The organism is Pseudomonas sp. AC532 (assembly GCF_979258965.1).
Genome location: NZ_OZ409888.1, coordinates 1,045,705 through 1,057,787 on the forward strand (window position 1 = coordinate 1,045,705; position 12,083 = coordinate 1,057,787).

Below are 12,083 nucleotides of genomic sequence, written 5' to 3' on the forward strand. Positions count from 1 at the left end.
GCCGGTGAACAGGATGAGAGGCACGCCTGCTGCACGGCCGGCACCCGGGCCGGCCGACAAGCCACAGCGGCCGCTCGACGTCTCAGGCGCTCAGCCTGAAGCGCCCTACCAGGGTATTGAGCCCCTGCGCCAGGCGTGCCAGCTCGCTGCACGCTGCCGCAGTCTGGTTGGCACCCGATGCACTCTGAATCGACAGGTCGCGAATGCTCACCAGATTGCGATCGACCTCACGGGCCACGTGGGCCTGCTGCTCCGAGGCGGTGGCGATCTGCAGGTTGCGCTCGTTGATCATGGCGATGGAGTCGACGATCTGCACCAGCGCATGGCGGGCCTCGTCGGCCACCTGCAGGGTGGTGGTCGCTTCCTGGTTGCTGGTGTGCATTGCCAGCACGGCCTTTGCGGTGCCAGCCTGGATCGCGGCGATCATCTGCTCGATTTCCCGGGTGGACGCCGAGGTGCGATGCGCCAGCCCGCGAACCTCGTCGGCCACCACCGCGAAACCACGACCATGATCGCCGGCACGCGCCGCCTCGATGGCGGCATTGAGCGCCAACAGGTTGGTCTGCTCGGCCACGTTGCGAATCACGTCGAGCACCTTGCTGATGTCGCGGGCCTGGTTGGCAAGCCCCTGTACCTGGTCGGAGGCTTCCACGACATTGCCTGACAGCTGACGAATCGCGGCTACCGTACGCGCCACGTGCTGGTTGCCGGCGGTGGCCGAAATCGTGGAATCGCGGGCGGCATCGGACGCGCCGCTGGCATTGCGCGAGACTTCCTCGACCGCGGCGCTCATCTGCGTCACCGCCGTGGCGGCCTGGTCGATCTCGGCATTCTGGTTCAGCAGCCCGCGGGTGCTCTCCTCGGTCACCGAGGCCATCTCCTCGGCAGCGGCGGCCAGCTGTGTGGACGACTCACTGATCTGGCGAATCGCCTCGTTGAGGTTGCGCTGCATGGTCGCCTGGGCAGCCAGCAGGCGACCGGCTTCATCCTTGCCGGTCACCTGGACGGCGCGGGTAAGATCACCGGACGCAATGGTTTCGGCGCTCAGGAGCGCCTCGTTGATCGGATTGGCGATGGACCGCGTCAGCAGGATCGCCAGCAGCACCGTCAGCAGCACCGCGACCGATATGGTGACCAGTACCCCGGTGCGGCCGTGGTCATAGGTGGCACTCGCGTTCAACCCGGCGGCTTTCGCACCCTGCATGTTGTAGGCCGTCAGCTCGTCGAGCTGCTGCTGGAGCGAGCCGCCGTCTTCACGGACTCGCCCGTTGGCCAGGGCCAGGGCCTGCGGCGTCTGGTTCTGGTGCAGCAGGTCGATGATCTGCTGCTGTCCTGCCAGGTAGGTTTGCGTGCTGGCACGCACGCGGTCGAACAGGCTCTGCTCGGCAGGGCTGGAAACCAGTTGCTCGCCGTATTGCTGGAGCACCTGTTGAAGGGCCGAGCGGTACGTCTGCGCCGCGCTCTGATCGATCGCCTGCTGCCCTTCACTCTCGCCAACGGCCAGCAGCCTGAGGGTCTCCAGGCGGATGTTGAGCAGATCCTTCTGCATTTCTCCGGTGGCCTGGATGCTGACCATCCAGTTGGCTTCGATGTCCTGCTCGGCCTTGTAGAGATCACCCAGTTTGAACAGCGAGAAGCTGCCCAGCACCACGACCAGCAGGGTGATGAGGGCGAAACAGAACGCGGCACGGGGGGCGATATTGAAATTGCGAAGGTTCATGGTTGCACCGGATGCAAGAGAGGTTTTTACCAACCACTCCCTGTCGGCCCAGCGGCACCCGTTTGCGATCAGGCGCGAGCAAACAGTATCAAAGAGCCATTACTTCGCACATGGATAATAAAGGCAGCCGATGAACGGATATCACCTCGCTGCAGGCCGCCCCCGGAACGTATCCCCAAGAGGCACTGACGCGCTCTCAGGAAGCCTTTACCATTCGCAACCACGACGAGGGGAACTCCACACCACCGCTGTGGTGTCGAACCCCCGATGCCTCGCGCGCTGCCATCGCCGCGTGGCCCCTTCATCCCATCAAAGGAACGATTGATGAGCATCCACAGCAACGCGGGACGCCTTCCCGACGAGCACAGCCTGGCCAACCTGCCACGCCTGGTTTCGCGCTACTACAGCGAACGTCCGGACCCCAGCGACCCCGCACAGCAAGTGGCATTCGGTACCTCGGGCCACCGCGGCTCGTCCTTGAAGAACAGCTTCAACGAATGGCACATCCTCGCGGTGACCCAGGCGATCTGCGATTACCGCCAGGGCCAGGGCATCGACGGCCCGCTGTTCATCGGCATGGACACCCACGCGCTGTCCGAGCCCGCCTTCGTATCCGCGCTGGAAGTGCTGGCTGCCAACCGTATCGAAACCCGCATCGATGCCGGCTGCAGCGAAACCGCCGGCGAGCCGGGCTACACCCCCACCCCGGCCATTTCCAAGGCGATTCTTGATTACAACAAAGGCCGCAGCGGCGGTCTGGCCGACGGCATCGTGATCACCCCGTCGCATAACCCCCCTGCCGACGGCGGTTTCAAATACAACGCCACCAACGGCGGCCCGGCGGATACCGGCGTCACCAAGTGGATTCAGGAGCGCGCCAACCAATTGCTGGTGGCCGGCCTCAATGGCGTGCAGCGCATCGATTACGCCAGCGCCCTGAAGGCGCCAACCACACAGCGTTACGACTTCATCGACAATTACGTCGGCGACCTTGAGCAGGTGCTGGATCTGCAGGCGATTCGTGGTTCTGGCCTGAAATTCGCCGTCGATCCGCTGGGCGGCGCCGGCGTGCATTACTGGACGCGTATCGCCGAGCGTTTCGGCCTGCCGCTCGAGGTGTTGTCGACCCGTGTCGACCCGACGTTCCGCTTCATGCGCGTCGACTGGGACGGCAAGATCCGCATGGATTGCAGCTCGCCCCACGCGATGGCCGGGCTGATCGAGAACAAGGATCGCTTCGACGTTTCCTTCGCCTGCGATACCGATCACGACCGCCACGGTATCATTGCCCGCTCGGTGGGCCTGCTCAACCCCAACCATTACCTGGCCGTGGCCATCGAGTACCTGTTCACCCACCGTCCGCAGTGGGCAGCCCAGGCTGCCATCGGCAAGACCCTGGTGTCGTCGTCGATGATCGACCGTGTCGCCAAGGGCATCGACCGTGAGGTGGTGGAAGTGCCGGTGGGCTTCAAGTGGTTCGTCGACGGTCTGATCGAAGGCCGCTTCGGCTTTGGCGGCGAGGAGTCGGCCGGGGCTTCCTTCCTGCGCAAGGACGGTAGCGCCTGGTCGACCGACAAGGACGGCATCATCCTGGGCCTGCTCGCCGCGGAAATCACCGCGGTAACCGGCAAGGACCCAGGCGAGCGCTATCAGGCCCTGACCGAACGCTTTGGCGCGCCGGTCTACCAGCGCATCGACGCGCCAGCAGACCGTGAGCAGAAAGCCCGCCTGGGCAAGCTGTCGGCGTCCCAGGTCACTGCCAGTGAGCTCGCCGGCCAGCCGATCACGGCCATTCTCACCGAAGCACCGGGTAACGGCGCCGCCATCGGCGGGCTCAAGGTGGTCACCGACAACGGCTGGTTCGCCGCTCGCCCGTCCGGCACCGAAGACGTCTACAAGATCTACGCGGAAAGCTTCGAGGGCGACACCCACCTCAAGCGCATCCAGGAAGAAGCCAAGGCGCTGGTCGACAGCGTGCTAGCCGGCTGATGCCGCCAAGCCGGCAGCCACGCCAGGGTGCCGGCACGCTACTGCAGGCGTAAAAAAGCCCCGCCTGGGCGTAATGCTGTTCACTTAAGCGGAGCAGCCTTACGATCCACCGGATAACGGGTTTTGGAAATCTTCACCGTCCGCGGTCTTGGTGGCCTCGGACGGTGATCCAGAAACAGTCCCCCGATACCTCCGCGCAACTCTACCAACCGCCTACCTGTTGCCGATACCGGATTGGCGGCCGCCATGACGATCAATTGCACAGCGATGTACTGGCAGGCCGGCTTGAACCGTATGTCCGAAGGCGTTCGGCCGAAGGCTACTGCGGCTTGGCTGGCCTCTCGTCGTATGACGTTGTAAGCCAGCAACAGACCCCAGACCTCCTGATAAATCAGCTCGACCTTCTTGCTGCGCAGTGTCACGGCGTTCTGCTGCATCGAGCTTTTGATATCTCGAAACCCCAATTCAATCTCCCAGCGCTCCAGGTACAGCTGGGCTACAGCTTCTGCGCTGTAGTTCTCGGCAGGTAGCGATGTGAGCAGCGACCTGATCTGCCCCATGCTTTCATAGCTGACTTCCCGCGCCTCCCAGTGTGTAGGCAAGTTCGGGTTTCGCTTGCGCGCCTGGGGCGAAACCTTCATCCGAATACGACGATCGTGCTCGCCATAACGCTCGACTTCCTCCATGACCAGCTTCTTGCGAGCCGGCGTTAACCAGTGACGATTGTCGCCACCCTCAGCGACGCTCAACAACAGATCCGCGCCCCAAAAGCCTTTATCGAACAGCGTTATCGAGTTGTCCGGAATCTGCTCAAGGAGGGTCTCGGCCAAGCGCATCTCACTACCACGGTACGGGCTGAGTTGGGCATCGAGGATCACGTGGGAACGCACATTCATCAGCGCAACCAGGCGTAACATGGGAAACGGTGTCTGGCGCTCGGTACCCGTGTTGCCCGAGCCGAAATGCTCTCGCAACTCAGGTGAATCGGGTGTTCTCAGCAACGCACCATCCACCGCGAACACCTGCAAACCGCCCCAGTCATCCCCCTCGTATCGCTCGCAGCCCCATTGTTTACCTGTCTGGCGAAACAAAGACTCGACTGGATCGGCTCCCAGTCGCTTCCGTGCTTCAGTTACGCCGCTACGTGCCAGTAGCTGATCGGAGGCCAAGCCTTGGGCGCAGATATTCAGGCGTCTGGCCACTTCGTGCACAGGCTCGTCGCGAAACAAGGCCATGCCCAGCACCAACCAAAGCACTTGGTCGCTTGGCAGACGCCGCCGCCGGATAGTGGCTTGTGCAGATAGGTCCAACGCACTGGCAACCCATTCAACAGGGATATTCTGGGTGAAGGTGCTGAGGTCTGAGAAATTGAAGAGGTCGCCGAGGTCGAGCAATTGCTGCTGAATAGGCATAAAAAAATCCGATACCAGGGAGCTGGTATCGGATTTTCTAGAAGTCCCGGCTTAGGCTCAAATGCTTAAGTGAACAGCATTACGCACGAGGCGGGCTTTGCAATGTTTCTGCTGGCTCAGGCAGTGGCGCGGTAGCCACCATCACGAGCGCGGCGGGCCCACATCATCTTGGCGGCAGTCGGGTTGATCGGTGCGCCGGTGAAGGTCGGCAGCGTACGGTCGATCCACTGGGCGCCCTGCCCCTTCCAGTTGATTTCGCCGCTGACCAGCTTGCTGTCACGCATGATTTCATGCAGCAGCGCCTGAACGCGGGTTTCGCACACGATGGTCTGGCGGTCGATCGCCTTCAGGAATACAACCTCGTTGTCCTTGCGCAACGTCATCAGCAACATCCCGTCGGGGCGCTTCTTGAAATCGACTACATGGTCCGGGAGATTTTCGATCAGTTGCTGGATGGCGTATTGCATGGCTCGTACCCTCTGATGATGTTCCTTCGTCGAGAGGGATATTGCAGAGTGCATGCCAGCTATTAAGAAAAACTAAGAGCTTGATTTAAAAAGACTATTTAGAGAGAAAAGAAATCGCGACTATGCAACCTGCACGGTAGCCGAAATTCGGCCATGCAAGATGCAATGCTCGTAGAAAGAGGTCGTACCTCTATGATCACCCATTTCCGCATAAGTGCCCTACCACCCGACATAAGGCATCGTCATGACCCACCCGGCTTTGATCATCATCGATATGCAACGCGGCATGCTCGAGGCGCAAGCGGGTGTTCGCAGCAACCCCGATGCCCCAGCACGGATCGCCCAGTTGCTGCAGGCCTGGCGCCTGGCCGCCGCGCCGATCGTGCACGTGCGGCATATGTCCAGATCGTCGGGCTCGCTGTTCGCCCCTGGGCAGCCTGGCGTTGAGTTCCAGCCAGCGCTACAGCCCCAGCCGCGCGAGCACGTGGTCGAGAAGAACGTACCTGATGCCTTCATCAACTCCGGCCTGGAGCGTTGGTTGCGGGTGCGTGGCATCGAATCACTGGTGATCGTCGGCGTCAGCACCAACAACTCGGTCGAGGGCACCGCACGTTCGGCCGGCAACCTGGGCTTCAGCACCTTTGTAGTGGCTGACGGCTGCTTCACGTTCGCGATGGTCGATTACCACGGGATACAGCGCAGCGCCGAGGAGGTACATGGCATGGCGCTGGCCAACTTGCAGGGCGAGTATGCGCAGGTCGTCGGCAGCCAGGCTGCGATAGCCCTGCTGGCGAGCCAGGCGACCGTGCGCGAGCAGCAATAGGAAGAGGTGGCCATTGGCGGGCCACCTCGGCAGCGTCAGAAGCGCGGCTTGAGCGCCTTCCAGCTCGGGTCATATTTCTGCATCTGGGTCACGTCGTTGCGTTGCCGAATGCCGCAGGTGAGGAACTGCTCGTTGAGCTTGGCCAACTGATCGTAATCCAGTTCGACACCCAGGCCAGGCGTGCGCGTGAGCTTCACGCAGCCGTCGACGATCGGCAGCTTGCCGCCCTTGATCACCTCTTCGTCCGGCTCCTGCCACGGGTAGTGGGTGTCGCACGCGTAGGACAAATTCGGCACGGCCGCCGCGACGTGAGTCATGGCCATCAGGCTGATACCCAGGTGCGAGTTGGAATGCATCGACACACCCAGGCCGAAGGTATCGCACATCCGCGCAAGGATCTGCGTATCGCGCAGGCCGCCCCAGTAATGGTGGTCGGCGAGCACGATCTGCACGCTATCAAGGGCCACACTACGGCGGAACTCATCGAAATCGGTGACCACCATGTTGGTCGCCAGCGGCAGGCCCGTGCGCTTGTGCACCTCGGCCATGCCCTCCAGGCCGGGACACGGATCTTCGTAATACTGCAGGGCATCGCCCATCAGCTCGGCCATGCGCAGCGAGGTCTCCACCGACCAGTTGCCGTTGGGGTCGATGCGCAGGGGGGTGTCAGGAAATGCCTGGCGCAGCGCCAGGATACAGGCGACCTCGTGCTCGGGGCCGAGCAAGGTACCGGCCTTGAGCTTGATGCTCTTGAAGCCGTTTTCCTCGATCATGGTGCGCGCCTGAGCGACGATCTGCTCGGGGCTGATGCCCTCGCCCCAGCGATCCGGCTTGTAGGGCGAACCCACGTGCTCGGCATACTTGAGGAACAGGTAGGCGCTGAACGGCACTTCGTCGCGCACCGCGCCACCGAGCAGGTCCACCAGCGGCATGCCAAGCGAGCGCGCCTGCAGATCGAGAAACGCCACCTCGAAGGCCGAATAGGCATTCGCCACCTGCTTGCTGGGGTGCGAGCCGGGCGCCAGCTCGGCGCCTGCAGTGCCCGGCTTCAGGGCAGCGACGGTTTTCACCACCCGGGCCCGCAGGCCGTTGAGGTCGAAGGGGTCGAGGCCGACCAGCGATTCCTGCATGGCCTGCAGCACGCTGAGCACGGGCGCATCGCCATAGCTCTCGCCCAGGCCTATGAAGCCGTTGTCGCTTTCCACCTCGATGATCGAACGCAATGCGTAGGGCTCATGGATGCCGCTGGCATTGAGCAGCGGTGCGTCACGGAACGCAATCGGCGTTACGCGTACCTGTTTGATCTTCATGGCTCGTGCTCCGTACTCGTCAGGTTGCAGCGCCTCAGCGGGTGCCGGCTATGGGACTGCCCGATGATGTACGCGGGCATTGATCCCGTCTAATCTACATTGGCACTTGATTGATACCCGGATTGGATCAATGTTCGAACTCGCCCAGCTTCGCTGCTTTACCACCGTTGCCACCGAACTCAACTTTCGCCGCGCCGCGGAACGGCTGAACATGACCCAGCCGCCTTTGAGCCGGCAGATCCAGCTGCTCGAACACAGCCTCGGTGTCGAGTTGTTTACCCGCAGCACCCGCAGCGTGGCGCTCACCGCCGCGGGCCGGGCGTTCTTCATCGAGGCCCAGCACCTGCTGGAACGCGCGCATCAGGCAGCCGCCGCGGCGCGCCGCTTCGCCGCTGGCGACATCGGTTCGGTGAGCATCAGCTTCGTCGGCAGCGCGGTATATGAATTCCTGCCCAGGGTGATCGCCGAAGCGCGGCTCAATCAGCCTCATGTGAAGATTGCCCTCAGCGAGATGAACACCCACCAGCAGCATGAAGCGCTACGCACCCGGCGCATCGACCTGGGCATCGTGCGCCAGCCGTTGCTGCAGGCCGGTTACGAGAATGAATGCCTGGTGCGCGAGCCGTTCGTGCTGGCCATTCCCAGCCAGCATCCGCTGGCGACGGCTGCACGGGTCGGCGTTGCAGATCTGGATGGCGCGCCGTTTCTGATGTATTCCCACGCCGCCTATCCGCCGTTCAACGAACTGCTGACCGGAATGTTCCGCTCCGCTGGCGTGGCGCCGGAATACGTGCAGTGGCTGGGCTCCTCGCTGACCATCCTGGCACTGGTCAATGCCGGCATGGGCCTGGCCCTGGTGCCGCGCTGCGCCACCAACGTCGTGTTCAGGGACGTGACCTTCCGCGAGATCGACCTTGGCGAGGGGATCCAGAGCGAGCTGCACCTGACCTGGCGCAGCCAGAACGACAACCCCGCCTGCATGATGCTGCTCGAAGCGATTCGCACCGCAGTGGCGGCCGAGGTGCATTGAGGCGCGACCGCTTGCCGGGCGCGCCGGCCACGCGCCAACGCGCCCGGCAGCGACGATCGCGCGTAACTCGGGCCACCCAAACGCCGCCAATGAGCGGCCGACAGTAGCCCTCGGCTGCTTAGCGCCTTACACCCACTGGTCGTTACGCTTGCGGCGAAGGCGGAACATGGTCGGCAGGATCAGCCCCGCCAGCAGGCCGGCGCCGGCGATGCTGCCGCCGTAAACCATGTAGCGCATCAACACCTCCTTCTGCTCACTGCCCAATTGCGCCTGGGCTTCGCGCAGTTCCGAGCGTGCCTGGTTCAACTCGATGTCCAGCGCACTGCGGCTGGCCTCCAGCTCGTCGATCAGCGTCTTGCGCGCGTCCAGGGTTTCCTGCATGCCTTGCACCCGGGTATTCCAGGTGTCGTTGATGCCGGCCAGTTCGGTGCTCAACTCGGTGACCTTCTGCTCCAGTTGCGGCAGCCGCTCGGCCTGGCCGGGCACCTCCTGCAGGTCACGGTTGGCGATCCACACGGCGTCACCATTTTCGCCGCGCACCTGGCTGTAATCGCCCTGTGTGCGCAGCAACTGCACGCGCATGCCGGATGTGAGCGTGCCGACGATACGGTAACCATCGGTCGGGCCACTGCGCACGTAGGTAGCGAGGCTGTCACTGACCCAGCGTACGTCCTCGCCGGCTTGTTGCGCATGAACGGGAGCGGCAACCAGCAATAGGCCGGACAGCAGCGAGGCCCCTAGCACGCGCATGTGCGGCAGGGAAAAGGAAGCGGAAAAAGTGCGGGCTAGGGACATAAGGACGATCTTCACTCGGCGGTGGAACACAATGCGACGCAGCGCGCTAGGGTCGGCCAGGTGAATTGTTGTAGGGCGGAAAAGGCCGCGAAAATGGCGCAACGCCATGCCTTTCACCCGGTTTGGCCGACTGCTGAAAGACCGCGGTGAATCGGCCTGGTTCCTCAGCGGCCGGCACATTGCGCCACGCCCAGCCGGCAATAGGCGCCATCGCCTGCCAGGCTGGCCAAAGGCGATCACGGCATGACCGCCATGCGCCAGCGCTGCTAGGATGAGGGCGTCAACCAGCGTGGACGTGATATGACGGGCAAAGGAACGGGGCACAGGGGCAGGTCGACCCACGGGGCAACCCTGATCGATGTGGCGAAGGCTGCGGGGGTGGCACCGATGACGGTATCGCGGGCTCTCAACAACCCCAGCCGGGTCAAGAAGGCCACCTTGCTCAAGGTGCGCAAGGCCATCGAGGAGACCGGTTACGTGCGTAACCTGGTGGCCGGCGCCCTGGCCAGCAATCGCAGCCACCTGGTGGCGGTGATCGTGCCGATCCTCACCAATCCGATCTTTTCTGACACTTTTCAGGCCATTGCCGAGCGCCTCAGCACCTCGGGTTACCAGGTGCTGCTCGGCATGTCCGGCTACCAGCCCGATCGCGAGCAGGAGCTGCTCGAAGTGGTCCTCAGCCGTCGCCCCGATGGCATCATCCTCACCGGCACGCTGCACACCGAAGCCAGTCGCCGTCGCTTACGCGCCGTAGGCGTGCCGGTGGTGGAAACCTGGGACCTGACCAGCGACCCGATCGACATGCTGGTGGGCTTCTCCCATGAGGACGTCGGCCGTGACGTCGCCCGCCACCTGCTCGCCAAGGGCTACCAGACCTTCGCCACCCTGGCGGTCAATGATCCGCGCGGCCAGCGGCGTATCGCCGCCTTTCGAGAAGAACTGGCGGTGCATGGCGTCGAGGCGCTGCCAAGCGACCCCATCGAGGATGTGCCCACGCTGGAGCACGGGCGCAACTTCCTGCGCACGCTGCTGGCGGCTGCCGCACGGCCGCTGGTGGTGGTCTGCACGTCCGATACCCTGGCCCATGGCGTGCTCACCGAAGCCATGGCCCAAGGCATTCGCGTGCCGCAGGAGGTGGCGGTCATGGGCTTCGGTGACATGAACTTCGCCGCTCACACCCATCCGACACTTTCCACCGTGAAGATCGACGGCAGGGCCATGGGCGATGCCGCCGCCGTCGCGCTGCTCGAACGCCTGCAGGGAAACAGCGTCGAGGTGGTGCAGCGCAACATCGGCTACCAGTTGATCGACCGCGACAGCACAGGCTGATCGAACCGCGCTGCGCCCCTGCCACATCCGGGTTCTGCCACCTTGCCGCCATCGCGATGATGAAAAGGCGCTTGTCAGCGTCGGTTGCGTTGTTTTACGGTTGGCTAAAAATGATTGCGCTACCATTGCAGCCGAGCGTAGCCATCCGAACCGAAGCCTCTCGCCGCACTGCCGGGCCGACGCCTGCACAGGCCTGACTGCATAACAGGAGAACCGCCATGAAAATCGTCATGATCGGCGAAGCCGCCACCCATCAGGAAGAAATCGTCGCCGAGCTGGGCTTCGCCGCCGATTACGTGGCGCTGCCGCGAGAGGCTCATGAATCCCCGGCGTGGGATGAGCAGATCGACGGCGCCGACGTGCTGGTGGCCATGCGTTTCAAGCGTGCGGACAAGGCCCGGGTACCGCGCTTTCGCCTGCTTCATGTGCCGGGGGCAGGTCTCGACGGCATCGACTTTTCGGCGCTGCCCGAGGGCAGCGTGGCCTGCAACGTGTTCGAGCATGAAATCCCCATGGCCGAATATGCCCTGGCGAGCATGCTGGAGCATGAGGTGGGTCTCGCCCAGGCCCGTGCCAGCTTCGACAGCGAGCGTTTCTCGGCCGCGTACCTGGGGCGCCGGCCGCGTGGCGAGCTGCATGGCAAAAGCGTGCTGATCATCGGCTTCGGCCGCATTGGCCAGGCCGTGGCAGTGCGCGCGCAAGCCTTCGGCATGAAGGTCAGCGCCCTCTCCTCCCGCGCCCTCAACGGCCAGTTGCACGGCCCGTGCGACGAGGCCTACACCCCGGCGCAGATCAACGACATCCTGCCACGCGCCGACTACGTGGTGCTGTGCTGCCCGCTCAACGATGAAACCCGCGGCTCATTCGGCGCCGCGCAGTTTCATGCCATGCGCGAGGATGCCGTGCTCATCAATATCGCCCGCGCCGCTGTGGTCGACGAGGATGCGCTCTACCGAGCCCTGGTCGACAAGCGCATCGCCAAGGCGTTTCTAGACGTGTGGTACGCCTACCCGGCAGGCAGCAGCGACAACGTGGCGCCGGCCCGGCACCGTTTCGAGGAACTGCCCAACGCCTTCTGCACACCGCATGTCTCCGGCTGGACCCACGGCCTGTTCGAGCGTCGCTACGCCTTCATCGCGGCCAATATCAGGCGACTGGCAAACGGCGAAAAGCTGCATAACGTCGTTCACGGCCAGGGTTGAGGAAGA

10 protein-coding genes are annotated in these 12,083 nt (G+C 63.4%); 5 read left to right on the plus strand and 5 right to left on the minus strand.

The window, feature by feature from the left end:
* Positions 1 to 82: 82 nt before the first annotated feature.
* Positions 83 to 1,720: a methyl-accepting chemotaxis protein gene (locus ACZ0AV_RS05025; protein ID WP_499150021.1), complete on the minus strand. Its 1,638-nt coding sequence runs from the start codon at positions 1,718 to 1,720 to the stop codon at positions 83 to 85.
* A 324-nt stretch (positions 1,721 to 2,044) separates the two neighbouring features.
* Here ACZ0AV_RS05025 and pgm point away from each other — a divergent pair, with 324 nt between their 5' ends.
* A complete protein-coding gene (gene pgm / locus ACZ0AV_RS05030; protein WP_499150022.1) occupies positions 2,045 to 3,709 on the plus strand; it encodes a phosphoglucomutase (alpha-D-glucose-1,6-bisphosphate-dependent) in 1,665 nt (554 codons plus the stop codon).
* Between the two features lie 80 nt (positions 3,710 to 3,789).
* Here the strand turns inward: pgm and ACZ0AV_RS05035 are convergent, their stop codons facing one another.
* Positions 3,790 to 5,121: an IS4 family transposase gene (locus ACZ0AV_RS05035; protein WP_499149135.1), complete on the minus strand. Its 1,332-nt coding sequence runs from the start codon at positions 5,119 to 5,121 to the stop codon at positions 3,790 to 3,792.
* 116 nt (positions 5,122 to 5,237) lie between these two features.
* Entirely contained in the window at positions 5,238 to 5,588 is a 351-nt protein-coding gene (locus tag ACZ0AV_RS05040; protein ID WP_499150023.1) for a hypothetical protein, read from the minus strand.
* A 244-nt stretch (positions 5,589 to 5,832) separates the two neighbouring features.
* Here ACZ0AV_RS05040 and ACZ0AV_RS05045 point away from each other — a divergent pair, with 244 nt between their 5' ends.
* Positions 5,833 to 6,411, plus strand: coding sequence for a cysteine hydrolase family protein (locus tag ACZ0AV_RS05045; protein WP_499150024.1), 579 nt, complete (start codon positions 5,833 to 5,835; stop codon positions 6,409 to 6,411).
* A gap of 35 nt (positions 6,412 to 6,446) precedes the next feature.
* Here ACZ0AV_RS05045 and ACZ0AV_RS05050 read toward each other — a convergent pair whose 3' ends face one another.
* The gene (locus tag ACZ0AV_RS05050; protein WP_499150025.1) at positions 6,447 to 7,721 is read right to left on the minus strand and encodes a glucarate dehydratase family protein; all 1,275 of its coding nucleotides are present in this window, start codon (positions 7,719 to 7,721) and stop codon (positions 6,447 to 6,449) included.
* Positions 7,722 to 7,851: 130 nt separating this feature from the next.
* On the opposite strand from ACZ0AV_RS05050, the gene ACZ0AV_RS05055 reads away from it, so the two are divergent.
* On the plus strand, positions 7,852 to 8,751 hold the full coding sequence (locus ACZ0AV_RS05055) for a LysR family transcriptional regulator (protein ID WP_499150026.1): 900 nt from the start codon (positions 7,852 to 7,854) through the stop codon (positions 8,749 to 8,751).
* Between the two features lie 126 nt (positions 8,752 to 8,877).
* On the opposite strand, the gene ACZ0AV_RS05060 is transcribed toward ACZ0AV_RS05055, so the two are convergent.
* Entirely contained in the window at positions 8,878 to 9,546 is a 669-nt protein-coding gene (locus ACZ0AV_RS05060; protein ID WP_499150027.1) for a TIGR04211 family SH3 domain-containing protein, read from the minus strand.
* 300 nt (positions 9,547 to 9,846) lie between these two features.
* Between ACZ0AV_RS05060 and ACZ0AV_RS05065 the strand changes: the two genes are divergently transcribed.
* Both ACZ0AV_RS05065 and ACZ0AV_RS05070 read left to right on the plus strand, forming a co-directional pair.
* The gene (locus ACZ0AV_RS05065) at positions 9,847 to 10,875 is read left to right on the plus strand and encodes a LacI family DNA-binding transcriptional regulator (RefSeq protein WP_499150028.1); all 1,029 of its coding nucleotides are present in this window, start codon (positions 9,847 to 9,849) and stop codon (positions 10,873 to 10,875) included.
* Positions 10,876 to 11,093: 218 nt separating this feature from the next.
* Positions 11,094 to 12,077, plus strand: a complete 984-nt coding sequence (locus tag ACZ0AV_RS05070; protein WP_499150029.1) for a 2-hydroxyacid dehydrogenase — start codon at positions 11,094 to 11,096, stop codon at positions 12,075 to 12,077.
* Positions 12,078 to 12,083 lie beyond the last annotated feature (6 nt).

Bases quoted from the DNA above. Each gene is read 5' to 3' on its own strand.
- ACZ0AV_RS05025 (WP_499150021.1), bottom strand. From the start codon at position 1,720: ATGAACCTTCGCAATTTCAATATCGCCCCCCGTGCCGCGTTCTGTTTC.
- pgm (WP_499150022.1), top strand. From the start codon at position 2,045: ATGAGCATCCACAGCAACGCGGGACGCCTTCCCGACGAGCACAGCCTG.
- ACZ0AV_RS05035 (WP_499149135.1), bottom strand. From the start codon at position 5,121: ATGCCTATTCAGCAGCAATTGCTCGACCTCGGCGACCTCTTCAATTTC.
- ACZ0AV_RS05040 (WP_499150023.1), bottom strand. From the start codon at position 5,588: ATGCAATACGCCATCCAGCAACTGATCGAAAATCTCCCGGACCATGTA.
- ACZ0AV_RS05045 (WP_499150024.1), top strand. From the start codon at position 5,833: ATGACCCACCCGGCTTTGATCATCATCGATATGCAACGCGGCATGCTC.
- ACZ0AV_RS05050 (WP_499150025.1), bottom strand. From the start codon at position 7,721: ATGAAGATCAAACAGGTACGCGTAACGCCGATTGCGTTCCGTGACGCA.
- ACZ0AV_RS05055 (WP_499150026.1), top strand. From the start codon at position 7,852: ATGTTCGAACTCGCCCAGCTTCGCTGCTTTACCACCGTTGCCACCGAA.
- ACZ0AV_RS05060 (WP_499150027.1), bottom strand. From the start codon at position 9,546: ATGTCCCTAGCCCGCACTTTTTCCGCTTCCTTTTCCCTGCCGCACATG.
- ACZ0AV_RS05065 (WP_499150028.1), top strand. From the start codon at position 9,847: ATGACGGGCAAAGGAACGGGGCACAGGGGCAGGTCGACCCACGGGGCA.
- ACZ0AV_RS05070 (WP_499150029.1), top strand. From the start codon at position 11,094: ATGAAAATCGTCATGATCGGCGAAGCCGCCACCCATCAGGAAGAAATC.